At 66.1% G+C, this 26,800-nt stretch carries 23 protein-coding genes; 6 read left to right on the forward strand and 17 right to left on the reverse strand.

The window, feature by feature from the left end; genetic code table 11:
• Nucleotides 1-147: 147 nt before the first annotated feature.
• From ACE3P0_RS16185 to ACE3P0_RS16240, 12 genes are all read right to left on the reverse strand, one after another.
• Nucleotides 148-645 carry a cupin domain-containing protein gene (locus tag ACE3P0_RS16185; RefSeq protein WP_374403764.1) on the reverse strand — a complete coding sequence of 166 codons (498 nt, stop codon included), beginning with the start codon at nucleotides 643-645 and terminating at the stop codon, nucleotides 148-150.
• Between the two features lie 4 nt (nucleotides 646-649).
• Entirely contained in the window at nucleotides 650-1,438 is a 789-nt protein-coding gene (locus ACE3P0_RS16190; RefSeq protein ID WP_374403765.1) for an enoyl-CoA hydratase/isomerase family protein, read from the reverse strand.
• 11 nt (nucleotides 1,439-1,449) lie between these two features.
• Nucleotides 1,450-3,057, reverse strand: a complete 1,608-nt coding sequence (locus tag ACE3P0_RS16195; protein WP_374403766.1) for a carboxyl transferase domain-containing protein — start codon at nucleotides 3,055-3,057, stop codon at nucleotides 1,450-1,452.
• 59 nt (nucleotides 3,058-3,116) lie between these two features.
• Complete coding sequence (locus ACE3P0_RS16200; RefSeq protein WP_374403767.1) at nucleotides 3,117-3,899, reverse strand: class I SAM-dependent methyltransferase; 783 nt, start codon at nucleotides 3,897-3,899, stop codon at nucleotides 3,117-3,119.
• A 1-nt stretch (nucleotide 3,900) separates the two neighbouring features.
• Nucleotides 3,901-4,503 (reverse strand): 2-hydroxychromene-2-carboxylate isomerase, encoded by a 603-nt coding sequence (locus tag ACE3P0_RS16205; protein WP_374403768.1) that lies wholly within the window; start codon nucleotides 4,501-4,503, stop codon nucleotides 3,901-3,903.
• An 11-nt stretch (nucleotides 4,504-4,514) separates the two neighbouring features.
• Nucleotides 4,515-5,117: a 2-hydroxychromene-2-carboxylate isomerase gene (locus ACE3P0_RS16210; RefSeq protein WP_374403770.1), complete on the reverse strand. Its 603-nt coding sequence runs from the start codon at nucleotides 5,115-5,117 to the stop codon at nucleotides 4,515-4,517.
• A gap of 118 nt (nucleotides 5,118-5,235) precedes the next feature.
• Nucleotides 5,236-6,372, reverse strand: coding sequence for an acyl-CoA dehydrogenase family protein (locus tag ACE3P0_RS16215; RefSeq protein ID WP_374403771.1), 1,137 nt, complete (start codon nucleotides 6,370-6,372; stop codon nucleotides 5,236-5,238).
• 334 nt (nucleotides 6,373-6,706) lie between these two features.
• Nucleotides 6,707-6,985, reverse strand: coding sequence for a hypothetical protein (locus tag ACE3P0_RS16220; RefSeq protein ID WP_374403772.1), 279 nt, complete (start codon nucleotides 6,983-6,985; stop codon nucleotides 6,707-6,709).
• Between the two features lie 185 nt (nucleotides 6,986-7,170).
• Nucleotides 7,171-7,293 (reverse strand): hypothetical protein, encoded by a 123-nt coding sequence (locus ACE3P0_RS16225; protein ID WP_374403773.1) that lies wholly within the window; start codon nucleotides 7,291-7,293, stop codon nucleotides 7,171-7,173.
• 150 nt (nucleotides 7,294-7,443) lie between these two features.
• The gene (locus tag ACE3P0_RS16230; RefSeq protein ID WP_374403774.1) at nucleotides 7,444-9,012 is read right to left on the reverse strand and encodes a thioredoxin family protein; all 1,569 of its coding nucleotides are present in this window, start codon (nucleotides 9,010-9,012) and stop codon (nucleotides 7,444-7,446) included.
• Between the two features lie 170 nt (nucleotides 9,013-9,182).
• On the reverse strand, nucleotides 9,183-9,866 hold the full coding sequence (locus tag ACE3P0_RS16235; RefSeq protein WP_374403775.1) for an SDR family NAD(P)-dependent oxidoreductase: 684 nt from the start codon (nucleotides 9,864-9,866) through the stop codon (nucleotides 9,183-9,185).
• Nucleotides 9,863-10,774: a DMT family transporter gene (locus ACE3P0_RS16240; protein ID WP_374403776.1), complete on the reverse strand. Its 912-nt coding sequence runs from the start codon at nucleotides 10,772-10,774 to the stop codon at nucleotides 9,863-9,865. Before ACE3P0_RS16240 ends, ACE3P0_RS16235 begins: the two co-directional genes overlap by 4 nt.
• Before the next feature lie 298 nt (nucleotides 10,775-11,072).
• On the opposite strand from ACE3P0_RS16240, the gene ACE3P0_RS16245 reads away from it, so the two are divergent.
• Nucleotides 11,073-13,817 carry an ImpA family metalloprotease gene (locus tag ACE3P0_RS16245; RefSeq protein WP_374403777.1) on the forward strand — a complete coding sequence of 915 codons (2,745 nt, stop codon included), beginning with the start codon at nucleotides 11,073-11,075 and terminating at the stop codon, nucleotides 13,815-13,817.
• A gap of 58 nt (nucleotides 13,818-13,875) precedes the next feature.
• Here ACE3P0_RS16245 and ACE3P0_RS16250 read toward each other — a convergent pair whose 3' ends face one another.
• Nucleotides 13,876-15,072 (reverse strand): acetyl-CoA C-acetyltransferase, encoded by a 1,197-nt coding sequence (locus ACE3P0_RS16250; RefSeq protein ID WP_374403778.1) that lies wholly within the window; start codon nucleotides 15,070-15,072, stop codon nucleotides 13,876-13,878.
• A 201-nt stretch (nucleotides 15,073-15,273) separates the two neighbouring features.
• Nucleotides 15,274-16,443: an isovaleryl-CoA dehydrogenase gene (locus tag ACE3P0_RS16255; RefSeq protein ID WP_374403779.1), complete on the reverse strand. Its 1,170-nt coding sequence runs from the start codon at nucleotides 16,441-16,443 to the stop codon at nucleotides 15,274-15,276.
• A gap of 215 nt (nucleotides 16,444-16,658) precedes the next feature.
• Here ACE3P0_RS16255 and ACE3P0_RS16260 point away from each other — a divergent pair, with 215 nt between their 5' ends.
• The 4 genes from ACE3P0_RS16260 to ACE3P0_RS16275 all read left to right on the forward strand — a co-directional run bounded on the left by ACE3P0_RS16260 (nucleotide 16,659) and on the right by ACE3P0_RS16275 (nucleotide 21,922).
• On the forward strand, nucleotides 16,659-17,708 hold the full coding sequence (locus tag ACE3P0_RS16260) for an MBL fold metallo-hydrolase (RefSeq protein WP_374403780.1): 1,050 nt from the start codon (nucleotides 16,659-16,661) through the stop codon (nucleotides 17,706-17,708).
• 18 nt (nucleotides 17,709-17,726) lie between these two features.
• Nucleotides 17,727-19,550 carry a class I poly(R)-hydroxyalkanoic acid synthase gene (gene phaC, locus ACE3P0_RS16265; protein WP_374403781.1) on the forward strand — a complete coding sequence of 608 codons (1,824 nt, stop codon included), beginning with the start codon at nucleotides 17,727-17,729 and terminating at the stop codon, nucleotides 19,548-19,550.
• Between the two features lie 147 nt (nucleotides 19,551-19,697).
• On the forward strand, nucleotides 19,698-20,954 hold the full coding sequence (locus tag ACE3P0_RS16270; protein ID WP_374403782.1) for a DUF3300 domain-containing protein: 1,257 nt from the start codon (nucleotides 19,698-19,700) through the stop codon (nucleotides 20,952-20,954).
• A gap of 32 nt (nucleotides 20,955-20,986) precedes the next feature.
• Complete coding sequence (locus tag ACE3P0_RS16275) at nucleotides 20,987-21,922, forward strand: DUF2950 domain-containing protein (RefSeq protein WP_374403783.1); 936 nt, start codon at nucleotides 20,987-20,989, stop codon at nucleotides 21,920-21,922.
• Nucleotides 21,923-22,010: 88 nt separating this feature from the next.
• On the opposite strand, the gene ACE3P0_RS16280 is transcribed toward ACE3P0_RS16275, so the two are convergent.
• Together ACE3P0_RS16280 and ACE3P0_RS16285 are read right to left on the reverse strand one after the other, a co-directional pair.
• Nucleotides 22,011-24,098: a prolyl oligopeptidase family protein gene (locus tag ACE3P0_RS16280; RefSeq protein ID WP_374403784.1), complete on the reverse strand. Its 2,088-nt coding sequence runs from the start codon at nucleotides 24,096-24,098 to the stop codon at nucleotides 22,011-22,013.
• Between the two features lie 100 nt (nucleotides 24,099-24,198).
• Nucleotides 24,199-25,173, reverse strand: a complete 975-nt coding sequence (locus ACE3P0_RS16285; RefSeq protein ID WP_374403785.1) for a questin oxidase family protein — start codon at nucleotides 25,171-25,173, stop codon at nucleotides 24,199-24,201.
• Nucleotides 25,174-25,263: 90 nt separating this feature from the next.
• On the opposite strand from ACE3P0_RS16285, the gene ACE3P0_RS16290 reads away from it, so the two are divergent.
• Nucleotides 25,264-25,704, forward strand: coding sequence for a hypothetical protein (locus ACE3P0_RS16290; protein ID WP_374403786.1), 441 nt, complete (start codon nucleotides 25,264-25,266; stop codon nucleotides 25,702-25,704).
• A 45-nt stretch (nucleotides 25,705-25,749) separates the two neighbouring features.
• Here the strand turns inward: ACE3P0_RS16290 and ACE3P0_RS16295 are convergent, their stop codons facing one another.
• The gene (locus tag ACE3P0_RS16295; protein WP_374403787.1) at nucleotides 25,750-26,691 is read right to left on the reverse strand and encodes a hypothetical protein; all 942 of its coding nucleotides are present in this window, start codon (nucleotides 26,689-26,691) and stop codon (nucleotides 25,750-25,752) included.
• Nucleotides 26,692-26,800 lie beyond the last annotated feature (109 nt).

Here is a 26,800-nt window from a genome sequence, read left to right on the forward strand (position 1 = left end):
TTTTGTGTGTTTTGTTTGTTTGTCCCCACAAACACAGCCCCCCGGCCGCCGGGCCGGGACCCGGCTTCAGCAGGAAGGCCATCGCTACGCGACACCACGCATCGCAAGCCGACCGCGAAACATCGTGCGATGCGAAGCACCACCCCCTTACTCCCCCTCCCAATAATCCACCGCATCCCCTCGCCGCCCGACATGGCGGAATGCCGCCACGCCATCGGCGCCCGGCGCTTTGCCCGCCATCACGAGGAACTTGTCGGAATCCGGGTACTCGCACACATCCGGTTCGCGCATCGAACTGATCACCAGCACGCGCAGCGGCACACTGCCGGTATTGATCAGGTGATGCGCGGTGTCGCGGCCCCCCGCCGGCGCGCCCAACACGTCGCCCGCGGTCACTGGATAGCGCGTATCGCCAAAGCGATAGGTGCCCTCGCCTTCGAGCACGACGTAGAACTCATCATTGGCGTGGTGGTTGTGGAAGGGGCAGATCGCCTTGCCGGGCGGAATCACGTCGTAACCCACGCCAAGGTGGCGCAGGCCGAGCAGGGGGCCGACCGCTGCGTAAGCGTCGGCGAAACGCTCACCACGGCTGAAGGTTTCCAGCGGCAGGTCGGCAAGGCGCAACACCGGTTTCGCATCATTCATCGCATCACTCCGCCGGCACCCAGTTCGGTTTGCGCTTTTCGAGGAAAGCGGTGATGCCCTCGCGGCCCTCGCGGCTGGCGCGGATCTCGGCGAGGCGGCGCGCGGTGGCGTCGGTCAGTTCGCGCGACAGCGGTTCGCCGTCCACGTCTCGGATCAGATCCTTCACCGCCGCCTGCGCGGTCGGGCCGCCGAGCAGCAGCAGCGCGACGATGCGGTCGACCTCGGCATCAAGCTGGTCCGCCGCGACCACCTCATGCAGCAGGCCGTAGCCCTTCGCGCGGTGCGCATCAAAGCGCTCGCCGGTCAGCACCAGGCGGCGGGCCTGGCGGGCGCCGATCGCGCCCAGCACATAGGGGCTGATCGTTGCGGCGGCAATGCCCAGCCGCACTTCGGTCAGCGCAAACTGCGCAGCGTCGACGCCAATGGCGATGTCGCACACGCTGATCAGGCCGACGCCGCCACCGTAGGCCGAACCCTGCACCCGCGCAACGACCGGCTTTGCACAGGTTGCAATGGCATACAGCAAGGCAGCGAGCTGGCGCGCATCGGTGAAGTTGGCCTGGCCATCGAGGTGCGACGCGCGCTTCATCCATTCGAGATCGGCGCCGGCGCAGAACGAGGGGCCATCCGAACACAGCACGATCACGCGCACCGACGGGTTACCCGCGAGCAGATCGAAGGCGCGATGCGCGTCGTGGATCAGTTGCTCGTCGAGCGCGTTATGCCGCTCGGGCCGATTGAGTTTGAGGCGACCGACCCCGCCGGCCACCGACATCTGTACGACTTCGCTCATGTTGTTCTCCCTTACATCCGGAACACGCCGAAGCGTGTCGCTTCAATTGGCGCATTCAGCGACGCGGCGATGGCGAGGCCCAGCACGCGGCGCGTATCGGCCGGGTCGATGATGCCGTCGTCCCACAGGCGCGCGCTGGCGTAGTACGGGTGGCCCTGGGTTTCGTATTGCTGGCGGATCGGTGCCTTGAAGGCCTCTTCCTCCTCTGCGCTCCAACTGCCGCCCTTGGCCGCGATGCCGTCCTTCTTCACCTGTGCGAGCACGCTCGCGGCCTGCTCGCCGCCCATCACCGAGATGCGCGCGTTGGGCCACATCCACAGGAATCGCGGTGAGTAAGCGCGGCCGCACATGCCGTAGTTGCCGGCGCCGAAACTGCCGCCGATCACCACGGTGAACTTCGGCACCTTCGCGCACGACACGGCGGTGACCATCTTCGCGCCGTCCTTGGCGATGCCGCCGTTCTCGTACTTGCGGCCGACCATGAAGCCGGTGATGTTCTGCAGGAACACCAGCGGAACGCCACGCTGGCTGCACAGTTCGATGAAGTGCGCGCCCTTCTGCGCACTTTCGGAGAACAGGATGCCGTTGTTCGCGACGATGCCGACCGGGTGGCCGTGGATATACGCGAAGCCGGTGATCAGCGTGGCGCCGTAGCGCGCCTTGAACTCGTCGAAGCGCGAGCCATCAACGATGCGCGCGATCACTTCACGCACATCGAAGGGTTTCTTCGAATCCGCGGGAATCACGCCGTAGAGCTCGCTGGCGTCGTACAACGGTGGTTCGGGCTCCGCCATGGCGGGGCCAACCGGGCGCTGCGTATTCAGGTGCGAGACGATGCGGCGCACCTGCCCAAGGGCGTCGTGATCGTCCTCGGCGAGGTAGTCGGCGACGCCGGAGAGCCGCGTATGCACATCGCCGCCGCCCAGGTCTTCGGCACTCACTTCTTCACCAGTGGCGGCCTTCACCAGCGGCGGACCGCCGAGGTAGATCGTCCCCTGGTTCTTCACGATCACCGTTTCGTCGCTCATCGCCGGCACATAGGCGCCGCCCGCGGTGCACATGCCCATCACGCAGGCGATCTGCGGAATGCCGGCGGCACTCATGTTGGCCTGGTTGAAGAAGATGCGGCCGAAGTGATCGCGGTCGGGAAACACCTCGTCCTGCATCGGCAGGAAGGCACCGCCCGAATCCACCAGGTAGATGCAGGGCAGCCGGTTCTCGGCGGCGATCTCCTGCGCGCGCAGGTGCTTCTTCACCGTGATCGGGTAGTAGGTGCCGCCTTTCACCGTGGCATCGTTGGCGACGATCATGCATTCGCGGCCCGAGACACGGCCGATGCCGGCGACCACACCGCCCGATGCCACATCGCCGCCGTACATGCCCCAGGCCGCCATCGGCGAGAGTTCGAGAAAGGGCGTGCCCGGATCGAGCAGTGCCTCGATCCGCTCGCGCGCGAGCAGTTTGCCGCGTGCGCGATGCTTGTCGCGCGCATCGGCGCTACCCCCCTGCGCGACCTGCGCGAGCTTCGCATGCAGGTCGTCGACCACCTTGCGCATCGCGTCGGCGTTGGCCTGAAAACTCGCGTCGCGTGGATTGAGCTGTGAATGCAGTACGGTCATTGCGTATGGCCACCCCCATGGCCAGCATCACAAGGCGCGCCGGCTTGCGGCGCGCGGTACTAGCGGCCCGCTTGCGCAGGCCCCCCGAAAGCCGCGGTGGCATACACCGCGGCGCGGTAGTTCAGCGCGTAGCGGCCCCCCGCCGCATGCGCACTGAAGGTATCGTCGATCATCGCCTCGGCCTCGGCGCGACGCGGCGACGCGGGCCGCGGCATGTAGGAACGCGAGAACACCAGCGCGACAAACGCGTCATGGTCGAGCGAGAGCCGGTGCGGCACTTCGAAGTGCCGCGTCGCGGGGCCAAGGAATTCTGCCGGCGCGCAGTCTTCCAGCATCCGCATCTGCTCATGGGCATCGTCGCGGAAGTGCGCAAGTAGATCGGATAACCCGCGGTCAGCAGCGTCCAGCGTCGCGCGCTCGTTGCCGATCAGCGCGACCCAGCCACGCGGGCGCAGGATGCGTGCGAACTCGGCGCGGCACGCGACCGGGTCGAACCAGTGGAAGGCGGTGCCAACGACCACGCCGTCGACCGAAGCATCCGGCAGGCCGGTCCGTTCTGCGGTGCCGGCCAACATGCGGAAGGACGGCAGCACGGATAGCAGTTGCGCGCCGGCCGCCCGCATCGCGTCGTTGGGCTCCACGCCGGTGACCGAGAAACCGTGCTGCAGGAAGCTCTGCGCGAGCAGGCCGGTACCGCAACCGATATCGGCCAGATGCTGGCCGGGCCGCGCGCCGACCGCTTCCATCAGCAAGCCGGCGAGCAACACCGGATAGCCCGGGCGCCCGACGATGTAGTCGCGCACCTTGTCGGTGAAGAGCGTGCTGACTTCCGCGTGCGCCATCTCAGAAGGGCCCTCCGGCGAGCCACTTTTCCAGCTGCGGCAGGCGGTCCACGCCCCAGAAGGGCTCACCCTCGACGATGAAGAAGGGCGAACCGAAAACGCCACGCGCCAGCGCGACATCGACCTCGGCCTTGAAGCGGTCCTTGATCGCGCCCGAGGCCATCGCATCAGCCAGCTCGGTGCGATCGATGCCAAGCTCGGTGGCAATCGCCAGCACGACGTCCGTCTCGGAGATATTCTGATCTTCGACGAAGTAGGCCCGGTAGGCGGCGCGCGCGAACTTGCGCGCAAGGCCGGTGTTGCGATCGTTCAGCCACAGGAACGCGCGCGCAGCATGTTGCGTCGGAATCGGGAAGTGCGTCGGCATCCGGAACGGCAGGCCAAGAAAGCGCGCGGATCGTGCGACGTCGCGCTGCACATACTCGCCCTTGAGCGGCACGCTGGGCAGCGGCGCGGCGCCCATTGCCTTGAAGGCGGCGCCGAGCAGGATCGGGTGCCAGATCACAACCCGCCCGTACTTGGCGGCGATCTCGTCGATCACCTCGGCAGCGAGATAACCGTAGGGCGAGGCGAAATCGAAGTAGAAGTCGATCGGGGCGGGCATCGTGTTCGTCCTCAGAAGGGGCCGTCCGCCAGCCACTTTTCGAGGATGGGCAGGCGCGAATAGCCCCAGAAAGGCTCGCCGTCGACGATGAAGAAGGGCGCGGCGAACACGCCGCGCGCCATCGCCAGATCGGTCTCGGCCTTCAGGCGATCCTTCAGCTGGGTGCTGTTGAGCGCCTCATGCGCGGCGGCACGTTCGAGGCCGAAGGATTCGATGATCTCCAGAATCACGTCGAGGTCGCCAATGTTGCGGTCCTCGACGAAATAGGCGGCGAAAACCTTGTGGGCGAACTCCTTCGCACGCGCCGGGTCGCGATCCTGCCCCCACAGGAACGCGCAGGCGGCTGCCTGGGTCGGCACCGGATAGGCACTCGGATGCTCGTAGGGCAGGCCGAGATAGCGTGTCAGTCGCGCGACATCCTTCTCCACATATTCGTTGCGCAGCGGCAGCGTCTGCATCGGCGCGCCGCCGACGGCCTTGAAAGCGCTGCCGATGACGATCGGATGCCAGATCACGCTGCGTTTCTGCCGCTCGGCAATCTCTTCGATCATGTGGGCGGCAACGTAGGAATACGGGGAAGCAAAGTCGAAATAGAAATCGATGAAGGCGCTCAATTCAGCTCTCCGGGGGTTGGACACGGCTCGGGCGGTCACCTTTGCGGCACCCGCCCATGCTAGTCCAAGGCGCACTCAGCGTCTCGCGCAATTGCGTTGCAGCGGCGGAGTTTCCGCGTCAGGCGCCGGCCAGCGCGCGGCTGATCACCAGCCGCTGGATGTCGCTGGTGCCTTCGTAGATCTGGCAGACGCGCACATCGCGATAGATGCGTTCGACCGGAAAGTCGCTCACGTAGCCATAGCCGCCGTGGATCTGGATCGCGTCCGAGCACACCTGCTCGGCGATCTCGCTGGCGAACAGCTTGGCCTGCGAGGCTTGCTGCAGGCAGGGGCGGCTGGCGTCCTTGAGCGCTGCGGCATGCCACACCAGTTGCCGTGCCGCCTCGATGCGGGTCGCCATGTCGGCAAGCCGGAATGCGACCGCCTGGTGGCCAATGATCGGCTGGCCGAAGCTCTCGCGCTCCTTCGCGTAACGCAGCGCCGCTTCCAGCGCCGCCCGCGCCATGCCGACAGCCTGCGCGGCGATGCCGATGCGCCCGCCTTCGAGGTTCGCCAGCGCGATGCGGTAGCCCTCGCCTTCCGCGCCGAGCAACGCATCGGCGCCGACGCGACAGTCCTCGAACAGGATCTGTGCGGTGTCCGAGGCGCGCTGCCCCATCTTGTCCTCGACCCGCGCCACGACGTAGCCGGGCGTACTGGTTGGCACCACGAAGGCCGAGATGCCTCTCTTGCCCGCGGACGGATCGGTCACCGCGAACACGATCGCGACATCGGCATGCTTGCCGGTGGTGATGAACTGCTTCACGCCGTTGATCCGCCAGCCATCCCCATCGCGCTGCGCGCGGGTGCGGATCGCACCGGCGTCGGAACCGACATGTGGCTCGGTCAAACAGAAGCAGCCAAGCTTTTCACCGCGTGCCAGCGGCGCAAGCCAGTCGCGCTTCTGCGTGGCGCTGCCGAAGGCCTTGAGGGGCCCGCAGACGACCGAGTTCTGCACGCTGACGATGGTGGAGGTGGCGCCGTCGGCCGCCGCGATCTCCTCGATCGCCAGCGCCAGCGATACATAGTCGAGGCCGGCGCCGCCGTCGGCTTCCGGTACCACGATGCCCAGCACACCAAGGGCAGCCAAGCCTGCGAGCGCCTCGCGCGGGAATTCATGGTCGCGATCCCAGGCCGCGGCGTGCGGGGCGATGCAGTCCTGCGCGTAGGCGCGCACCGCGTCTCGGATCATTTCCTGGTCTTGCGTCAGCAGCATCGTGTGTCTCCTCGCCGCCGATAAGCGGACGGGTAAGGCCTGATCGGGATCGCCCCGGGTCGCGAGGCAGTCGCTGGCGTGACGCTTGTGGCACCCGCCGTGGGGGCCCGATTGTCGCCGCCCGCGACGCCGGAGACTGACTTCCCGATGACGATCCGCGATCGGCCTGCCCGCCACGCAGGCCTGCACAGGAAGGTCTAAATTGGTGAGCGAGACGGATGCAGCGCAAGGCGCGGCGCGCGCAGCGACCAAGACATATCGAAGGGATAGGCGCGGAAGCGAGCACGCTGCAACGCCGCGATGCGCCGTCGCAGCCACCAATTCAGACCTTCCCTTACGGCCCGGCTGTCGAACCGCCGCTACTGCCCGGCGTGGAATGGCGCGACGCGCCGCCGAGAATCGCGTCAGGGGCTACGGTCTGCACACCCTCACCCGCGCGCGGCTTGCGCGGAATGATGCTGCCGGTGATGTAGACGCGCTCTTCGCCGTCGTCCGCCGTAGCGGCCGTGCTTGCATCGCTTGCGGCGGCTCCGTCTGTCGCGGGGTCTGTCGCACAAGCGCTCAGGGCCGACGACAAGGCTGCCGCCAGCAGGCATAGAAGGATCTTGTTCAAGAGTGTCACTCCACAAGGGGTTGAGAGGGCATCGGGTGGATGCCTTCCGACAGCCTATCGGCCCCCGGGCTGCTTGAACAGAGACAATTCGGTAATTTGCCGCAGCCACAAAGAAAACGCCTCGGACAGCAGCCGGGGCGTTTCGGGTATTTCAGGCGGCAGGCGGGGCCTGCGCGGCGCCCGCGTCAGTGGCGCTGCGCCTTGTTCTGGTTTTCCAGTGTCGTCACCAGCGCGATCAGCAGCGCGCCGACCACCACCGCAACCCCGTAACCGCCGAAAAATCCGATCAAGCTAGCCGTAATGTCCATATTCGCCTCCCCTGGCGTATGGGTGCGCACGCACCCGTCCTTGTCCCTTGCTCCAGGGCAGCGCGGCGAGCCAATCACCACACTGCCAACAGGGGGAAGATGACGGAGGGGCGGCCAGGGGGCGTTGATGCCGGTCAACGGCCGCCAGCGTCAGCTACGGACTTTGAACAGGCTGTCGCAGACGGGCCGTTGGGCATCGTCGGCCGGCAGCTTCGCGCACAACTGCGCGGCCTGCGCCGTAATGCGCCGATAGCTCGCGTCATGCTTGCCGCCGGCATTCCACTCGCCGAGCTTCTTCGCGCTGCATTCGAGCACCGCGCGATTGCGTTCGTAGAACGCGTTGGGCGTGCCGGCGGCCTCGGTGAAGAGCTTGCCGGCGGCCGATTCGATCCGCGCTTCGTCGGCCGGCGCCAGATCGAGCAGGCCGTTGAGGTAACCACTGCCCCATTGCAAGCGGGTGGCGGAACCTTGCGATGCAGCCCAGGCGTCTTCGTACCATTTCAGCGCTGCAGTGGTGTCACCGCGCTTCTTCGCGTTGCCGCCGAGCATCCGCATGAAGTAGTAGGGCGCATGCGAGCGTTTCAGTTCCGCCTTCAGCAGCGCGTCGGAATCGTCAAGCAAACCGGCGTCAGTCAGCACGCCCGCGGCGGTGTAGATCACCGACTGGCGCTCGAAGCCGTTGCTGGTGGCCACGTCGGCGGCCTTGACCTGGCTGCGTAGCTGCGCCGCATCCACCGCTGTCGCACCCGGCAGCTTGCCCAGCGCGACACGCGCACCCAGCGCCGACAGGCGGTCGGTCGTCGAGAGCGAGGCATCCTGAGACAGCACGTCGAGCGCCGTGCTCCACTGCGCCGCCAGCGCAAGGCGTTGCGCACCACCGGCCGGCGTAACCAGCGTGACGATCTTGTCGGGCTCGACGATCAGCAGGTCGAACTGACTGCGCACTTCGGCCGGATCGGCGAGCAGCTTTGCGATCAACTGCGCACCCGCATCGCCCGCCAGCTTGGGCATCGGCTCGACCTGCGCCTGCGCAACAAAGGCCTTGAGCGCCAGGCGGGTCGCCAAGGCCGATTCGGCGGGCGGCACGGCGGCGGCGAGGCGGGCCAGTGTGGCCGGCAGCGCCGCCTTGCTGACCAGTTGCTCCTCGTCGACATCGAAGGGGTAGAAGGCGAGCAGGCGCCAGTCGTCGGCCGTGGTCGGCTTGCCGGCGAGCGCGGCGGCGAGCACCTCCTTCATCGGCCGGTTGGCGTTCATGCCCAACGCAAGTACCTGCAGGTAGCGTTGCGCGTCGACCTCGCCAGGCAGGCGTGTCAGCTCGGTGCCGTCTGGCCGGAACAGGATCATCGTCGGATAGCCGCGCACCTTGAAGCGGGCCGCCAGCTTCTGCCCCTCGGGCGAGTCGCCGTCCAGTTCTACCGGAACGAACTGCTTCGCACGCTCGGCGAAATCGGCGCGGTTGAACAGCGTCGCCTTGACCTGGTTGCAGTAGGGGCACCACACCGCGCCCCAGTACAGGAACACCGGCTTGTTGCTGCGCTTCGCCTCGGCGAAGGCGGCATCCACATCGCCCTTGAACCAGGCGACTGCGCTACTGCCGCTCGGCGCCGGGACGCTGCTGGCAGCCACCGGAGGAGGCGGGCTGGCAGTTTCAGGGGTCTTGGAACAGGCGGAAAACAGCAGCAGGCAAAGCGGCGCAAGGCGCCAAGCGGGGGAAGTCATCAGGCAATCCGGTTCGGGCGGGCGGGTGGCGCCAGCGGTGTCAGGCAAGCCGCGCTTCTGGCGCGGCACTCGGCCCGCCATTCTGCCGCAGCGCTCACGCTGGCGTCAGCCGAATCCCTGCAATGCTTTGCAAACGGGGCGTGCGGCGCAGCGGCCCCACAGCACCTCGCTCACCACGCGATCGGCGTGCCGTCGTAGTTGAAGTAGCCACCGTTGTCGGCCGCGCCAACGCGTTCCAGCACGCCGCGCATGCCAACCACCGAGTCGTAGGCCTCGATCTGGGCGTTGGGGCCGCCCATCTCCGTTTTGACCCAACCCGGGTGCAGCGTCACCACCGTAGCGCCACGCGGGCCATACTCGTTCGCGGCGCACTTCGCGACCATGTTCACCGCTGCCTTCGATGCGCGGTAAAGCAGCCTTTTGCTGCCGAGCGTGCCGCTGATCGAGCCCATCTCGGAGGAGATCACCGCGATCTTGCCGCGCGCACCGATCACCGAATCGGCGAAGGCCTGGATCACGCGCATCGGGCCCAGCACGTTGGTGTGCATCACGGCATCGAAGTCCGCATCACCCGGCGCCAGGAAGCTCGTCGTCTCCGGCCCGTAAAGCCCGGCACACACGATCAGCAGATCGAGCGGATCTTCGTCGGCGTGCCATGCGGCGCCGGCGATCGAATTGGCGGATGTCACGTCGAGCGGCAGCACTTCCACGCCTTTCACGCGCAGCAGCTCGGTCGCCTTCGCCGGCGTGCGCACACCGGCATACACCTTCCAGCCCTGGATCGCGTACTGCCGTGCGAACTCAAGGCCGATACCGCGTGAAGCCCCTGCGATGAGAACCGTCTTGCGCGTCATGTTTTGTCTCCTCCCGAATGAGTCCGATTCGTCAGCCATACACCCAGCAACACCAGCGCACCGCCGGCGAGCACCAGCAGGCCGACATGTTCGTCGAGCATCAACGCGCCGAGCAAGACCGCGCTGATCGGCACCAGGTTGATGAAGGCGGCCGCGCGCGCGGCGCCGAGACGCATCACGCCCTGCGCGTACCAGACGTAGGAAAAGCCGCTACCCAGGATACCGAGGTACAGCAGCGAGGCCGCGGCGCGCCACGACATGGTAGGCGCGGCCCGCAGGCTGCCTTCGACCAGCCCCGTCACCAGCAACATCATTCCGCCTGCCAGCGATGCGTAAAAGGTCATCGTCAGCGGCGCGAGCGTACGGCTCGCGCGCCGCCCGATCAGCGTGTAGGCGCACCAGCCGGCCACACAGCCGAGGATCGCCAGTTCACCGACGCCGATGTCGCCACGCAGTAGCGCGAGCGGGTCGCCTCGGCCAATCACCAGCAGGCAGCCCACCAGCGCGACCGCCACGCCAGCCAGCCGCATCCGGCTCAGCGACTCGCCCATCAACAGCCACGCGGCCAGCGCCACCGCCACCGGGTTCAGCGCGATCACCAGCGCACCGCGGCCGGCCTGCACATGCTGCAGGCCGTAGAAGAAGCACAGGTTGTAGAACAGGATGCCGGTGGCACCCATCGCGCAAACACGGCCGAGGTCTGCCATGCCGATGCGCGGCAGACTGCCGGCGCTGCGCCACACCAACAAGCCGAGCGTTAGCGTGCCGAGCACGAAACGCCAGCCTGCCGCCGCCAGTGCCGGCATCTCGGCGGCGACAATGCGGCCCGCGATCCAGGTGCCGCCCCAGATGAGCGCAACAAGCAATTGCAACGCAATGACGGAGCCAATGCGAGATTCTCGATCCACGTGAGTCTGCCAAGCCAAAACCGCATGGTACCGAGTCGGCTTGCAGGCTGTCGTCCGATGACCGGCCCACTACCGCCCGGGTCGCGCGGACGACATCGGCCTGCATTTCAACGTCATACAATCTGCCGCGGCCGGAATCTGGTGTGCACATGCGGGCGATGCCCCGCGACCACATCAGCCCGGCCGGCGCAGCAAGCTGCGCCGGCGCATGCGGCGAGGACACCAGCTCCGCGGCTTCCCCGCCCGAAACCCAAAAACAATGCAGCCCGCGTCACTGCGCACAAAGGGAATGTCAGAGATGAGACCAAACAGCATTACCGCCGCGCTCGCGGTGGCGGCCACGCTATTGCTGTCCGCCTGTGGCGGCGGCGGTGGCGGCGACACATCGAGCGGTGGCGGCACCAGCAGCGGCGGCAGCAATGGCTCGGGCGGTACAAGCACACCCGATGCGATCACGCAGGCACTGCAGAGCGGGGACCCGACTGCGCTGACCGCCAAGGATCGCGACACACTCCTCGCCCGTGCGGTCAGTCTGGCGACCACACTCGGTGCAAAGCAGACACAGGCCCTGGCCTCGATCTACGGCACCGACATCACGCAACTGGCGTTGGACCACACCACCAACAGCAGCTCGATCACCGCCGCGAAGACCACGATTGCGACGCCGCTGATCGTGTCGGACAACGGCATCGGCATGGCCGCGATCGCGCAGATCGGTAGCGGTCGCGGGCTGGCCTACGGCGCCAACGTACTGAGCTGGATGGCCGGCACCACGCGCGAGCAGCAGCATCTGCCGCTGTTCAATCGCGCCTTCGCCTGGCTGATGACCGGCGACGGCGCCGCCAAACTACCGGCAACGATCGTCGTTGGCACCGCTGGCTACGACGCCAACACGGTGAAGAACTACATCGTGCGGGCAGGCAGCAGCGCGACGCTGATGACCTGCAAGGTGGACGACCCGGACAACACCTGCTGGCAAGACCTCAACCTGATCGTATTCGGTTCGGGCACCACCGACAGTCCGCGCCTCGCCGGGCTGGTGCGCAGCTACCTGGATGCCGGCAAGTCCGTCATCTACATGCACCCGAGCTGGGTCGATTCGGCCGGCGGGCGCACGGTGCTGAGCGCAATGGGCATGAACCTCGGCGGCTATCCCGGCAACTACTTCGCCAGTGCCGCGGGCGTATCGGTCGGCGCCACCCGCACCCGCGCCGACAGCCTGGCGCGCGGTGATCAGTTCGGCGCGCTGGTCAGCACGCTCAATCTGCTCAACCGCACCGACCTGACGCTGGATTTCAGCGACACCACGCCGCTCAAACCGATCGATGCGGTGCAGACGGCACTCTCTTCGCTGCAGTCGCGCGGCATCAACATCTTTGCCGACCCCGATAGCGAGCTGTACCGCCTGCTGGTGCTGTGGGCGGACCAGATCCGCACCGGCGTGGTCTACGGCGCACCGCTCTCCAGCAAGGGCGATTCGGATGATTTCCTGCGCACCTACGCGTCGGATTCCTGGCTGGTCTTCAACCGCGCAGCGACGACGATCCCGCCCAAGGGCGCCGGTGATTACATGCCGGTCAGCGCGAACAGCATCGCGGTGAGCGGCACGTATGAGGACATCGACGTGACGATCGCGCAAAGCAGCGGCACCACGCTGATCGGCCGCGGCGCGATCCCCGGCAAACCGGTGACGATCCAGATCGTCGATGCGGCGGGTGCCACCAGTCTCGGCGTACAGACGAGCTACGTGCGCACCTACGGCAACCCGGTCACCGACAGCAGCTACGCGCGCCCGCGCCGTCCGCAGTCCTACACGATCCCGCTGGCCGCCACCGGCGACACAAGCTTCGTCACGCCCTTCGGCGGCCCGCTGATGCTCAACTACAGCGGCGCCACCGCCGGCACCGTGGTGAAACTGCGCATCAAGGGCGGCGCCAAGTACGCGCACTTCGATTTCACCCGCAACCCCTCGCAGGCCGAGATCGATGAAGCCGTCGCCGCACTCAAGCGTGCCGATTTCGGCTGGCAGACGAACAAGCTGGTCGGCGGCGAAATCCAGCAGACGATCGGCTATGCGCAGAAGGTGATCGGCACGCTGGACCCGAAGACCTACGTCGTCGATCGCATCAAGGGCATCCTCTTCGACAGCAACCACTTCGCCAACGGCTACAACAACATGCCGATGTCGACGCTGGCGCAGAGCGTCTGCACACAACTGGGCTGGACCTGCGAAGGCGATCTGCACCGCGCACCGAACGTGCAGCACTTCGTCGGCTGGCTGGCTGCCTGCGGCTACCTGTGCTCGGGCAACCCGTCCGACGGCTTCGCCGGCATCGACACCGGCTGGGGCTGGCCGCATGAGCTGGGCCACAACACGGTGCAGCGCGTGATGCACATTGCGCCTAACGGCAAGGGCTGCGTTGTGGAGTGCGACAACAACATCCTCGCCAGCGCAACGATGATGCGGCAGTACGCGCTGATCGGCGTCGACGCCGGCCATGAAACCGACCATCCGGGGCTCTACGCCGACATCGTCGCGAACCGCGCCACCGGCCTGAGCGACGAAGCGCTGCGTGCCGATATGGAAGTGCGCCTGTGGCAAGGCGCCAGCCAGGACCCGATGCGCGCGGTGCACTTCCAGATGGCCTTCCAGTACGCCAAGCTGCGCGCCGGGCTCGCAAAGCCGACGATGGAAAGCACGCTGGAGTTCTTCCAGTTGCTGACCAAGGCCGACCGCCTCGTCGCCAAGGCCTGGGACGCCAGCAACAAGGGCAAGTACGGCATGGGCCGCTTTGCCGACAACAAGATCAGCAACGAGGATCTGTTCTACGTGCTGAGCTCGAAGATCATCGGCCAGGACATGCGCAAGCACTTCGCGATGTACGGCATCCCGCTCAGCCAGACCGCGCTCGATTCGATCGCCGATCTGGGCCTGCCGCTGGCGACGCGCAGCTTCTATGCGCTGGCGAGCGGCAAGCACAATCAGCCGGCCACCGGCGCGTGGATGAACATCGAAAGCAGCACGCCGGCTTACGCGTTCTGAGCGCTCACGCCAACAAAAAAGGCCGCCCGAGGGCGGCCTTTCTATTTGCAGCGATCGCTCAGAGCATCTCGACGGCCAGCGCGGTGGCCTCACCACCACCGATGCACAGGCTCGCAACGCCACGCTTGAGGCCACGCTTCTTGAGCGCGCCGATCAGCGTCACGATCACGCGCGCACCCGATGCACCGATCGGGTGGCCCAGCGCGCAAGCGCCGCCGTTCACGTTGACCTTCTCGTGCGGCAGCTTGTGGTCGTGCATCGCTGCCATGGTGACCACCGCGAAGGCTTCGTTGATCTCGAACAGATCCACGCTGTCGGTGTTCCAGCCGGTCTTGGCGTAGAGCTTTTCGATTGCGCCGACCGGGGCTGTGGTGAACCAGGCCGGCTCATGCGCATGGGTGGCGTGGCCGACGATCCTGGCGATCGGCTTCAAGCCCAGCTTGTCGGCGGTCGAGGCGCGCATCAGCACCAGCGCCGCAGCGCCATCGGAGATCGACGACGAGGTTGCGGCCGTCACGGTGCCGTCCTTCTTGAAGGCGGGCTTGAGCGAGGGGATCTTCTCCGGTTTGGCCTTGTACGGCGACTCGTCCTTCGCGATCTGAACTTCGCCGCCCTTGCCAGCTACCGTCACCGGTGCGATTTCCCAGTCGAAGCTGCCGTCCTGATTCGCCGTCAGTGCGCGGCGGGTCGATTCGATCGCGAAGGCATCCTGCGCCTCACGCGTGAAACCGTATTTCGCCGCGGTGTCTTCGGCGTAGTGGCCCATCGACTTGCCGCCGCCGTTGGCGGTTTTCTCGTAGGCGTCTTCCAAGCCGTCGAGCGCCATGTGATCGAACACCGTCGAGTGGCCATAGCGATAGCCGCCGCGCGCCTTCGGCAGCAGATACGGCGCGTTGGACATGCTTTCCATGCCGCCGGCGACGATCACGTCGACCGAACCGGCCAGCAGCTGGTCGTGCGCCATCATCGTGGCCTTCATGCCGGAACCGCAGACCTTGTTGATCGTGGTCGCGACGGCCGACAGCGGCAGCCCCGCGCCCAACGTGGCCTGGCGCGCCGGTGCCTGGCCTTGGCCGGCCGGCAGCACGCAACCCATGATGACTTCCTGAACCTGCTCGGGCTTGAGGCCGGCGCGCTCAACGGCGGCTTTGATGGCGACACTGCCGAGCTGGTGTCCAGCAAAACCGGACAGCTCGCCCATCATGGCGCCGATCGGCGTGCGGGCAACAGAAACGATGACGACGGGATCAGACATGGTGAAAACCTCGATTTGGGTAGAGAGGAATCAGAATGTGGCGGCGCGAGCCTACGGCAGCCTGACGGGGGCGAAGCATAGGCGCAAATTGTTGCAGCGCGCCATAGGTATTAGCCCAAGCATTTGCAGCCTAAGCTGTTACAGCAATGCCCACCAAAGCCCTGGGCACATTGCCATAGCGCCGAACGGGTGACCTTTTTATTACAAGGTTTCCGCGAACAGCTCTCTCCCAATCAGCATACGGCGGATCTCGCTGGTGCCGGCACCGATCTCGTACAGCTTGGCGTCGCGCCAGAGGCGCCCGACCGGGTATTCGTTGATGTAGCCGTTTCCGCCGAGCGTCTGGATCGCCTCACCCGCCATCCAGGTTGCCTTCTCGGCTGAGTAGAGGATCGCGCCAGCGGCATCCTTGCGCAGGCCGCGTGCATGGTCGCCGCGATCACAGGCCTGCCCAACCGCATACACATAGGCACGCGTGGCCTGCCAGGTGGTGTAGAGATCCGCGACCTTGCCCTGCATCAGCTGGAACTCGCCGATCGCCTGACCGAACTGCTTGCGGTCGTGGATGTAGGGGATAACGACATCCATGCAGGCAGCCATGATGCCTAACGGCCCACCGGAGAGCACCGCGCGCTCGTAGTCGAGCCCGCTCATGAGCACCTTCACGCCGTTGCCGACGCCGCCCATGACGTTCTCTTGCGGTACCTCGCAGTCCTCGAACACCAGCTCGCCGGTGTGGCTGCCGCGCATGCCGAGCTTGTCCAGCTTTTGCGCGACCGAGAAGCCTTTCATGCCCTTCTCGATCAGGAAGGAGGTGATGCCACGCGGGCCCGCAGCCGGGTCGGTCTTCGCATAGACCACCAGCACGTCGGCATCCGGCCCATTGGTGATCCACATCTTGGTGCCGTTGAGCACATAACGATCGCCGCGCTTGTCGGCGCGCAGGCGCATCGACACCACGTCGGAGCCGGCGTTCGGTTCGCTCATCGCCAGCGCACCGACGTATTCGCCGGAAATGAGCTTCGGCAGGTACTTGTCCTTCTGCGCGGCGTTGCCGTTGCGGTGGATCTGGTTCACGCAGAGATTCGAATGCGCGCCGTACGACAAGCCCACCGAGGCCGAGGCGCGCGAGATCTCTTCCATTGCGATGATGTGCGCGAGGTAGCCCATGTTGGCGCCGCCGTAGTCCTCACTCGCCGTCATGCCCAGCACGCCCAGATCACCAAACTTGCGCCACAGGTCCATCGGGAACTGATCCGTGCGGTCGATCTCGGCCGCGCGCGGCGCGATCTCCTTCGCCGCGAAATCGGCGACCGTGTCGCGCAGCATGTCGAGGGTTTCGCCGAGGGCGAAATTGAGGCCAAGGCTCATGGATCGGCTCCTGAACGGTACTGGAAGGCCGCGCCGCGCCCCTCTTGTGGAGGATCGCCGCGCCGCCGGATTCGGGTGATGTCCGCCCCGTGCGGTGGCTGGATCTTAAGCCCGCACGCTACCGTATGGTGTCCTGCGCCCGACAAACAGCCTTGACAGGCAATGCCGCACCGCAACATAACCCGGGTTACACTGATTCGCTGGATGCTGCTGCCATGAGTGACGCGCTCGATTTTCCCTTCGCCGACCTGCCCGCGCCGGGCGCCACGCTGACCGTCGAGTCGGGCGTGCGCTGGGTACGCATGCCTTTGCCCTTCGCGCTGGACCACATCAACCTGTGGCTGCTCGACGACGGCGAAGGCGTCGCGATCGTGGATACCGGCATCGGCGACGCGACCACGCGTGCGCTGTGGGAACAGGTGTTTGCGAAGATCGATCGCCCTGTCACGCAGATTGTCGTCACCCACGCGCATCCTGATCACATCGGCAACGCGTGCTGGCTGTCGGACCGCTTTGGCGTGCCGGTTCACGCCACGCTCGGCGAATACCTGTGGGCGCACGCGATCCGCGACGGCCGCGCCGGTTTCACCACCGAAGCGCTGGTCGCGCTGTTCCGCCGCCACGGGCTCGACGATGCACGCGCCGAGGCGCTGCTGACGCGCGGCAACCACTACGCACGCGGCGTGCCGGCGCTACCCGAGTCTTATCTGCGGATCCGCGACGGCAGCACGATCATGGTCGGCGGCCACGCCTGGCGCGTGATCAGCGGCTACGGCCATTCGGCCGAGCACGCGGCGCTGTGGTGCGAAGCGCTGCATGTGCTGATCTCCGGCGACATGCTGCTGCCGCGCATTTCGACCAACGTCAGCACCAGCACCGTGACGCCGCAGGATGATCCGGTCGCGCAGTACATCGAATCGCTCGGCCGCTTCGCCGCGCTGCCGGCCGACACGCTGGTGCTGCCCTCGCATGGCCGCCCCTTCCGCGGCGCCCAGGCACGTATCCAGCAGTTGATCGCGCATCACGAAGAACGCTGTGGCGCGCTGCTCGCCGCACTGGATCAGCCGATGAGCGCGGGCGAACTGCTCGCGACGCTGTTCCCGCGCGAACTCGACACCCACCAGGTGATGTTCGCGATGGGTGAAGCAATCGGCCACCTGAATCACCTCGCCGCCCGCGGTGCTGTCAGCGAGCTGGAAGCTGACGGGGGCATCCTGAAATTTGCGCGTACGGGCGAGGCATCGCCCGCCCTTCAGAACAAGTAACTCCGGGAGAGAAACACCATGGCTGCCAACACCGAAACAGCAAAGCCCGAACTGCCCGACCCGCAGGAAGTCGCGAAGACTTACGCCGAGGTCGCCCAGCGTGCATCCAAGCTGCTGCACGAACATGTGAAGCGCCAGGCCGCGCGCGGCATCTCGCCGCCGGAAGATGAACTGGGCATCGCGCAGGCATTCATGGACATGATGGCCAAGCTGCTCGCCAACCCCTACAAGCTCGCCCAGGCGCAGATGAACCTGGTGTGGGACTACTTCTCGCTGTGGCAGCACTCGACGCTGCGCTTCATGGGCATGAGCGGCGCGCCGGTCGCAACCCCGGCGAAGGAAGACAAGCGCTTCAAGGACGAAGAGTGGCAGGACCACTTCCTGTTCGACTTCATCAAGCAGAGCTACCTGATCTCCGCGCGCCACATCCACGATGTGGTGGGCAGCGTCGAAGGCCTGGATGAGATCTCGCGCAAGAAGGTGAACTTCTTCACCAGCCAGTACATCAACGCGCTGTCGCCGTCGAACTTCGCGCTGACGAACCCGGAAGTGTTCCGCGAAACGGTGAAGAGCCACGGCCAGAATCTGGTGAAGGGGCTCAACAACCTGCTGCGCGACGTTGAAGAGGGTGACGGCCAGCTGCGCGTGAAGATGACCGACACCTCGGCCTTCGAGTGCGGCAAGAACGTCGCGACGACGCCGGGCAAGGTCGTCTTCCAGACCGATCTGATCCAGCTGATCCAGTACACGCCGACCACCACCGAGGCGCTCAAGCGCCCGCTGCTGATCGTGCCGCCGTGGATCAACAAGTACTACATCCTCGATCTGCGCGAGAAGAACTCGCTGATCCGCTGGGCCGTCGAACAAGGCCACACCGTATTTGTGATGAGCTGGGTGAACCCGGATGCGAAGCTCGCCGAGAAGGGTTTCGACGACTACGTGAAGGAAGGCGTGATCGCCGCGGTCGACGCAATCGAACAGCAGACCGGCGAGAAGGAAATCAACGCCGCCGCCTATTGCCTCGGCGGCACGCTGCTCGCCACCACGCTGGCCTACATGGCCGCCAAGAAGGACAAGCGCATCGCCAGCGCCACCTTCTTCACGACACTGACCGACTTCTCGCAGCCGGGCGAACTCGGCGTGTTCATCGACGAAGGCCAGGTCACCAGCCTCGAGAAGAAGATGGCCGAGCGCGGCTACCTCGAAGGCAGCGAGATGGCCAACACCTTCAACCTGCTGCGCAGCAACGACCTGGTGTGGTCCTTTGTCGTCAACAACTACCTGATGGGCAAGGACCCCTTCCCCTTCGACCTGCTGTACTGGAACTCCGATTCCACCCGCATGCCCGCCAAGATGCACAGCTACTACCTGCGCAACATGTACATGAAGAACGCGCTGGTGCAGCCGGGCGGCATCGAGATCGACGGCGTGAAGATCGATCTGGGCAAGATCAAGGTGCCCTGCTACTTCATTTCGACGATCGAAGACCACATCGCACCGTGGAAGAGCACCTACCTCGGCGCCAAGGTGTTCGGCGGCCCGGTGCGCTTCGTGCTGGGCGGCTCCGGCCACATCGCCGGCATCGTCAACCCCCCGTCGGCGAACAAGTACGGTTACTGGACCAACCCGACCAAGGCGCTGCCGGATGCGTCGGAAGACTGGCTCGCCGCCGCGACGCAGAACCCCGGTTCGTGGTGGACCGACTGGCAGGCCTGGGTCACCGCCCACGACGACGCCAAGGTGCCGGCGCGCGATCCGATCAAGGGCAAGCTCAAGGTTCTCGAGGATGCACCCGGCAGCTTCGTCAAGGCGCGGCTGGACAAGGCGCCCAAAGCGGCCTGACGCGCTGCTGCGCGAGATCATGAGGGGGCATCGTGCCCCCTTTTCTTTTGGATTGGCGGACAACATACTGGCACAGGGCGCCAAGCCCGCCGCAGGCCGATCGGCGTAGTATCGGCCACGTTGCTCACTCAGTCAGAGGAGTCACCCATGTCGTACCGCCCGTCTCGCTTGCTGACACTGCTTGTCTCAAGCGTATTCGCCCTGGGCTCGGTCGTCCCTGTCGCGCCGGCTTTTGCCGCGGATGCGGCACCCACAGCCAGCGCCAAGCAAGCCACCGGCAAGGTGTATTCGCAGCAGGAACTCGACGAGCTGCTGGCGCCGATCGCGCTGCACCCGGATGCGCTGCTCGCGCAGATCCTGATGGGCTCCACCTATCCGCTCGACGTCGTCGAGGCTGCGCGCTGGCGCAAAGCCAATCCGAAACTCGAAGGCAAGGCCCTCGAAGACGAGCTGGCGAAGCAGGCCTGGGACCCCAGCGTGAAATCGCTGGCGACCTTCCCCAGCGTGCTGGACATGATGAGCGAGAAGATCGACTGGACGCAGAAGCTCGGAGACGCCTTCCTCGGCCAGCAGAAGGCCGTGATGGAAACGGTGCAGAAGCTGCGCACAAAGGCGCAGCAGGCCGGCTCGCTATCGACGACGAAGGAACAGACCGTGAGTACCGCCAACGAAGGCGGCACCACGATCATCAAGATCGAACAGGCTGACCCGCAAGTCGTGTACGTGCCGACCTACAACCCGGCCGTGGTCTACGGCACTTGGTGGTATGCGGCGCCGCCGCCGTACTACTACTACCCGCCCGGCTATGTGCCCGGCGCCGCGCTGTTCTCCTTCACCGTCGGCGTGGCCGTCGGCGGCGCCTTGTGGGGTAACTGTAACTGGGGCCACAACGACATCAACATCGATGTGGACCGCTACAACCAGGTCAATCACTTCGACAAGAACAACGTCAACAACATCAAGAACGGTACTTGGGAGCACAACACCGATCGCCGCCGCGGTGTGCCGTATCAGAGCCAGGGCGCGCAGAACAAGTTCGGCGGCGCGCAGGCACAGAACAACCAGGCGCGCGACGAGTTCCGCGGTCGTGCCGAAGCCGGCCGGCAGGATCTCGGCCAGCAGGGTTTCGACCGCAACGCCGCGGGCAACCGCCCGAGCGCCGGCAACCGTGCAAGCGGCGGTGCTGCCGTCGACAACCGCGCGGCGGGCATGGATCGCAGCAGCACACAGCCGCGCGCTTCGACGAGCGACCGCAGTTCCAGCTCCGCTTTCGGCGGCGTGAACTCGGGCGCGCGCGCCAACGACTACAGCAGCCGCGGCAGCTCCAGCCGCGCCGGCATGAGCAGCAGCGCCCGCTCCAGCGGTGGCGCACGTGCCGGTGGTGGTGGCGGACGCCGCCGTTGAGTGATGCGAAACGCAGAACGGATGATGAACCGATGAGCAAACCGTACGCTTCGCGCCTCGCGCGCACCCTGCGTGGAATCAGCCTTGCCGGTGCCCTGATTGCACTGCCCGCTTTCGCGGCGGGCGGCGCGCCACGCGTGTTTCCGCAACCCGAAGAAGCCGCCTCGGCGCTCGTCGCCAGCCTCAAGGTGGCGGATGGAAAAGCCGTGCTCGCCGTGCTCGGCGGCAAGTCCGGCGACTGGGTCTTCACCGGCGACAAGCCCACCGACGTCAAACTCTGGCAGGAGTTCGTGCAGGCCTACGACGCGCAGCACACCGTGGTCGAAGTTGCAGATGGCCGTGCCGTGCTGATCGTGGGCCCTAGCCGCTACCCCTTCTCGTTTCCGATCATTCGGGTCGCGGGCGGCTGGCGCTTCGACGCCGAACAAGGTCGTGAAGAACTGATCAACCGCCGCGTCGGCATGAATGAACTCTCCACCATCGAAGTGATGAAGGAGGTCGTCGCGGCCCAGCGCGAATACGCACTGATGGATCGCAACGGTGATGGCTCGCCGGAATACGCGGCGCACTTCACCAGCACGCCGGGCAAGCGCGACGGTCTCTTCTGGCAGACGGCCGAGGGCGAGCCGCCGAGCCCGCTCGGCCCGCTGGTGGCGGCAGCACAGGCCGAAGGCTATGCCAAGCAAAGCCGCGGCGCGCCCTTCCACGGCTACCTGTTCAAGATGCTGAGCGGTCAGGGCGCAAACGCCGTCGGCGGCGCGCAGACCTACACCGTGAACGGCCAAGTCGGTGGTTTCGCAGTGCTGGCCTACCCGGCCAAGTACGGCGTGACCGGCGTGAAGTCCTTCATCGTGAATCAGGAAGGCGTGATTCTGGAGAAGGATCTCGGCGCGAAGACGGCGAGCATCGCCGAGAAGACGACGCTGTTCGACCCGGACAAGACCTGGAAGCCCGTCGCCAAGCGCTGATTCAGCAGCACGCAAAAGAACACGGGCCGGTCGCTCACGCGCCGGCCCGTTCTGTTTCAGCCCTGCGTCCAGCCCCGCGCAGGTGAGGTCAGCGCAGCGTCTGATCGAGGAAGGTCCAGGTCAGCGCCCACATCTTGGCACGTTGCGTATTATCGGCGGCGCCAGCGTGGCCGCCCTCGGTGTTCTCGAAGTACCAGACATCCTGCCCCAGTGCCTGCATGCGCGCCGCCATCTTGCGCGCATGGCCCGGATGGACGCGGTCGTCACGCGTCGAGGTCAGGAACAGCGTGCGCGGGTAAGTCACGCCCGGCTTGAGGTTCTGATAGGGCGAATACTTCGAGATGTAGGCCCACTCCTCCGCAATGTCGGGGTTGCCGTATTCGCCCATCCACGACGCCCCCGCCAACAGCAGATGGAAGCGCTTCATGTCGAGCAACGGCACCTGGCATACCACCGCCGCGAACAGATCCGGCCGCTGTACTTCGGTCGCGCCGACGAGCAGCCCACCATTGCTGCCTCCCATGATCGCGAGCTTCTTCGGCGACGTGATGCCGCGCCGGATGAGATCTTCCGCAACCGCGATGAAATCGTCGTGGGCGTTCTGTCGCTTGTCCTTCAAGGCCGCCGCATGCCAGCGCGGGCCGAACTCGCCGCCGCCGCGGATATTCGCCACGACATAGGCGCCGCCCTTCTCCAGCCAGCCCGCACCCATGCCACCGTTGTAGCCGGGTGTCAGTGCCACTTCAAACCCGCCGTAGCCGTACAGCACCGTGGGTAGCGATCCATCGCGCGCAGCGCCTTTGGGCGCCACGATGAAGTAGGGCACCCTGGTGCCGTCGCGCGAGACCGCCTCGTACTGCGATGCCTCCAGCCCCGAGGCGTCGAAGAACGCCGGCAGGCGTTGCAGCACCTGTTCGCCCGTGCGGCCGAAGCGCCGGTAGCTGAGCGTCGACGGCGTCAGGTAGTCCGAAGTCGTCAGCAGATAGTCGTTCGAGCCCTCCGGGTCCACCGGCGCGGTCTTGCTCGCGCCCAACTCTGGCACCGGCACGGTCCGCTGCGACCACCCCTTGCGCCCCGGTCGCACTTCCATGACCCGCCCGCGCACCGTGTCGAGCAGGTTCAGCACGAAGCCATCCTTCACCGCGTGCCAATCCTCCATCGCAACGGTGTCGCTCGGCGTGAACAGCACTTCGGGCGTTGCGCTGCGCGCGCGTGCGGCATCCAGGGGCAGCGCGACCAGCGATCCCTTCGCGAAACTGCGTCCGTTGCGCACCCAGTCGTCGCGCAGTTCGAGCACGAGGCGATCGCGCCAAACACGCGCCTTGGCGCTGTCCGGCTTGTCGATCTTCACCGTCTTTCCATCGCGCCCGAGCGCGTACAGCTCCTCGGTAAAGAAGCTCGGCAGTCGCACGACGAACGTGCGCGGCTTGGCCTGCGTGTAGTCGAGATAGGCGGAGACCATCATGTCTTCCTTGCGCGCCTCGAAGACCGTCTGCGCCTGTTCGATCGGTGTGCCGCGCCGCCAGCGTTTGAGCACGCGGGCATAGCCCGAGTCGGTCAGGCTGCCGGGCCCGAAATCGGTGCCCACGATCAGCGTATCGCGATCCACCCAGCTGACTTCGGTCTTTGCGTGTGCGATGCGGAAACCGCCGTCGACGAAGCGCGCACGCCGTGTGTCGAACTCGCGCACTTCCACCGCGTCGCCGCCGCCGCGAGAGAGCCGCACCAGGCAACGCTGGCCATCGGGCGCCAGACAATCCGCCCCCTTCCACACCCAGGATTGCCCTTCCGCGCGGCCGAGCGCATCGACATCGAGCTCGGTGCGCCAGGCCGGCGCACCCTTGCGGTAGTCGGCCAGCGCGCTGCTGCGCCAGATGCCACGCGGGTGATCGGCATCCTGCCAGAAGTTGTAGGCGCGTCCGCCGATCAGCGTGATCGGGGCGAGCCGTTGCGGCGAGTTGTAGATTTCCAGCAGACGCGCGTGCAGCGCGGCATAACCGGGCGCCTGTTCGAGCTTCGGCAGCGTCTCGGCATTGCGGGCACGCACCCAGTCGAGCGAGGCGGGCGCGTCGACCGCTTCAAGCCATTGGTAGGGATCTTCATCGCCGGCCAATGCGGCGCCGGCGGCAAGCAGCGCAGCAAGGCTCGCCGCGCTCAGGGCAATACGGAAGGACATCGGAGATCGCTCTTGCGGTGAGTCAGTGAACAAACAGCACGATGCAAGCGGGCGCACCGTGCAGCCATGCAGGCTATCACCGCATGCCGCAGCGACTTTGTCAGTGTGTATCCGCCTGCAGCACCTGGGCCGCGCAGGCCTGCAGCAGCGCAGGCAGCTCCGACGTGTCCGCGTCGAATTCGTGCGCGAGCGCATCGCAGCTATCGACCAGCTTGATCACATGATCGTCGCTGCTGCCCAGCGCCGCCGCGCACAGCGCCTCCCATGCCGGCAGCGGCCCGGCCAGCGCACGGAATTCCATCGGCCACGGCCGCCCGATCGCGACATAAGCGGCGCAGAAGGCCAGCCAGTAGCGCTGCAGCGCCACCTCCGGCGCTTCGATCCAGGGCCACAACACGCGCAGCGAATGAAGACTGGTAATCAGGTGCAGCGCCGTGAAGTCCCCGGTTGCGCGGTACAGCCGCGCGGCGGTCACCGCCAGCGAATGCCAGGCCCGATCGGCACCCTTCTCGAATCGAAGCGGCGGTACCGCGGCGAGGAAGGCGGGGTGTGCCAACACTTCGAGCAGCCGGCCCATGATCATCGGGCGCTCGAACTCTGCATTCGCCAGCGCAGTGCCTTGCGACAGGCTGCGCAAGCCCTCCGCCGCGCCCGTACTGGCAGCACCCGACGGCAGCGGTACTTCGCGCCGGAATACGCTCAGCACGGCAAGACCGGCGGCCACCTCCGCATCCGCACCGAAGCGCACGCCATACGCGAGCCGGATCAAGCCATGGAAGGCCGCCGTGACCAGGCCTTCCAGCAAACGCGGCAGTTCGCGGCACAACACCGCGTCGCGGCCATCGGTCGCGATCTGCGCTTCGAAATCGGCCCAGCGACTGGCGAATTCGCCGCTCGCAAGCGGGCGAATCAGGCTGCGCTGGGTCTCCGCAAACACATCAAGACGCGAAGGCACGGCGCCCAGCGCATGCAGCGCCGCCAGCACCATCGGCAGATGGTTGCTGTTGCCGTTGCTGTATGACGGGTCATCGCCGCGCAGGGCGTTCAGGCGAAGAAGGAGCGCATCGTTCGGCATCGCAATTCATCGTGTTGGGGGCGAGCCGCGATTGTGGCACCCGCCAGGGTGGTACGCTCCGCGTTCCGAATTGCTTACGCACCTGAATTCATGACGTACGCCCGCCCGCTGCTGCTCGCCGCTGCCCTGCTCAGCCTGCCCCTGCCCACCCTTGCGGAAGACTGGCTGGTCATCTCCGGCTATTCCTACCACTTCGAGCGGCGCGACGAGTATCGCGCCGACAACCCCGGCGCAGGCTGGGAGCGCCCGTCGGAGGAATATCCGCTTTCGTGGATGGCCGGTTACTACCGCAACAGCTACGACAAGGACACCTTCTACGCCGGTGCCCGCTGGGAACCGGAAGTCGTGAAGTGGGAGCACGTGAAGCTCGGCGTCTTCGTCGGCCTCGCGAGCGGTTACTGGACGCCCGTCGTCGCGCTGCCAATGGCGAGCTTCCAGTGGGGCCGCTTCGGCTTCAACCTCGTCGGCGCCCCATCGATCCGCGAATACTCCGGCTACATCGGCGGGCAGTTGAAGTTCAAGTTCGATTGACCAGCTCGCGCCCCCTGCGACACCACCAAGCGCACCCTACGGCGATCAATCGCCAATCGCCGCAAGCAATCCCCGCGCATCCCCACCAACGTTCGGCAGCACACTGGTACGGGCGAGCTCAGTGAGCGGTTCGCGTGCGACGCGCTGCAGCGTGCCGCGGATTTCCGGGTGCAGGGCGTAGAGCTGGCCCAGCGCGGCGAGCGCCTTGGTGCGATCGGTGTGGCTGGGCAACGTGAGCACCTGCGCCAGCGTGCCGGCAAGTGCATCGGCCACTGTAGGATCCTTGATCCATTCGATGAAGGTGAGCACCAGGCGGCCGGTGAGGTTACGCACTTCGTTGTCCGGGTCGAGCAGGCGGCCGTGCAGCGCGGCGATCGATGCTTCGGGTCGGCCAGTCCAGTTGAGCATCACGATCGCGTCCTTGCGCTCGGGGTGGCGAGCGTCGAGGGCGATCGCGATCATGCGGTCCTGCTGGCCGTTGGCGAGATCGCGCAACTGGGCATCGAAGGTACGCAGCTCCGGGTCTTCAGCTACGACGATGCCGGAAGGCGTGATGCGCTCGCCCGGCATGTAGCCGTCTGCCAGCACTTCCTGCACGCGGTACTCGCGCTGCGCGATCAGCTGGCGCGCTTCCGGCGGCACGCGGGCGGCGGCGCGCGGTGCGGTGGAGGGCTGCAGCACCGGATCGGCACTGGCGTCCTCAAGGATTTCGACGACATAGTGCAGGCGGGTTCCGACCATTGCGCCGTTGCACGACACTGCGGCGATCGGCAGCTTATTGAGCTTTTCGCACCACTTGAGCATCTCCTTCTCGTTCTGCGTGACCGCTTCGCCCGGCTTGATCGGCAGTTGAGAGGTGATCTGCTCGCGGCTCAGGCGCTTGATGCCAATGATCTCGGTTTCGCCCCAGATGAGTTGGCGCTGCGCAAACGCAATCGCAGGCAGCATGGCAAGCAGGGAAATGACAACACCGGCAGTGGGGCGCATGGAAGAATCGCAGCAGGAAGGATCGCGGATTGTCCGGCGATCCTTCCGCGCGCTCAAGTACCCGGGGGCAACACCCGGCGGGGAATCTTTTCCATTCTGGCGCGTCCAT

The sequence above is a fragment of the Niveibacterium sp. genome, from assembly GCF_041909475.1.
In the GTDB taxonomy this organism is placed as follows: Bacteria; Pseudomonadota; Gammaproteobacteria; order Burkholderiales; family Rhodocyclaceae; genus Niveibacterium.

Bases quoted from the DNA above. Each gene is read 5' to 3' on its own strand.
- phaC (WP_374403781.1), top strand. From the start codon at position 17,727: ATGGCTGCCAACACCGAAACAGCAAAGCCCGAACTGCCCGACCCGCAG.
- ACE3P0_RS16255 (WP_374403779.1), bottom strand. From the start codon at position 16,443: ATGAGCCTTGGCCTCAATTTCGCCCTCGGCGAAACCCTCGACATGCTG.
- ACE3P0_RS16230 (WP_374403774.1), bottom strand. From the start codon at position 9,012: ATGACTTCCCCCGCTTGGCGCCTTGCGCCGCTTTGCCTGCTGCTGTTT.
- ACE3P0_RS16205 (WP_374403768.1), bottom strand. From the start codon at position 4,503: ATGCCCGCCCCGATCGACTTCTACTTCGATTTCGCCTCGCCCTACGGT.
- ACE3P0_RS16215 (WP_374403771.1), bottom strand. From the start codon at position 6,372: ATGCTGCTGACGCAAGACCAGGAAATGATCCGAGACGCGGTGCGCGCC.
- ACE3P0_RS16275 (WP_374403783.1), top strand. From the start codon at position 20,987: ATGAGCAAACCGTACGCTTCGCGCCTCGCGCGCACCCTGCGTGGAATC.
- ACE3P0_RS16195 (WP_374403766.1), bottom strand. From the start codon at position 3,057: ATGACCGTACTGCATTCACAGCTCAATCCACGCGACGCGAGTTTTCAG.
- ACE3P0_RS16260 (WP_374403780.1), top strand. From the start codon at position 16,659: ATGAGTGACGCGCTCGATTTTCCCTTCGCCGACCTGCCCGCGCCGGGC.
- ACE3P0_RS16285 (WP_374403785.1), bottom strand. From the start codon at position 25,173: ATGCCGAACGATGCGCTCCTTCTTCGCCTGAACGCCCTGCGCGGCGAT.
- ACE3P0_RS16200 (WP_374403767.1), bottom strand. From the start codon at position 3,899: ATGGCGCACGCGGAAGTCAGCACGCTCTTCACCGACAAGGTGCGCGAC.
- ACE3P0_RS16270 (WP_374403782.1), top strand. From the start codon at position 19,698: ATGTCGTACCGCCCGTCTCGCTTGCTGACACTGCTTGTCTCAAGCGTA.
- ACE3P0_RS16185 (WP_374403764.1), bottom strand. From the start codon at position 645: ATGAATGATGCGAAACCGGTGTTGCGCCTTGCCGACCTGCCGCTGGAA.
- ACE3P0_RS16290 (WP_374403786.1), top strand. From the start codon at position 25,264: ATGACGTACGCCCGCCCGCTGCTGCTCGCCGCTGCCCTGCTCAGCCTG.
- ACE3P0_RS16295 (WP_374403787.1), bottom strand. From the start codon at position 26,691: ATGCGCCCCACTGCCGGTGTTGTCATTTCCCTGCTTGCCATGCTGCCT.
- ACE3P0_RS16250 (WP_374403778.1), bottom strand. From the start codon at position 15,072: ATGTCTGATCCCGTCGTCATCGTTTCTGTTGCCCGCACGCCGATCGGC.
- ACE3P0_RS16190 (WP_374403765.1), bottom strand. From the start codon at position 1,438: ATGAGCGAAGTCGTACAGATGTCGGTGGCCGGCGGGGTCGGTCGCCTC.
- ACE3P0_RS16280 (WP_374403784.1), bottom strand. From the start codon at position 24,098: ATGTCCTTCCGTATTGCCCTGAGCGCGGCGAGCCTTGCTGCGCTGCTT.
- ACE3P0_RS16225 (WP_374403773.1), bottom strand. From the start codon at position 7,293: ATGGACATTACGGCTAGCTTGATCGGATTTTTCGGCGGTTACGGGGTT.
- ACE3P0_RS16245 (WP_374403777.1), top strand. From the start codon at position 11,073: ATGAGACCAAACAGCATTACCGCCGCGCTCGCGGTGGCGGCCACGCTA.
- ACE3P0_RS16235 (WP_374403775.1), bottom strand. From the start codon at position 9,866: ATGACGCGCAAGACGGTTCTCATCGCAGGGGCTTCACGCGGTATCGGC.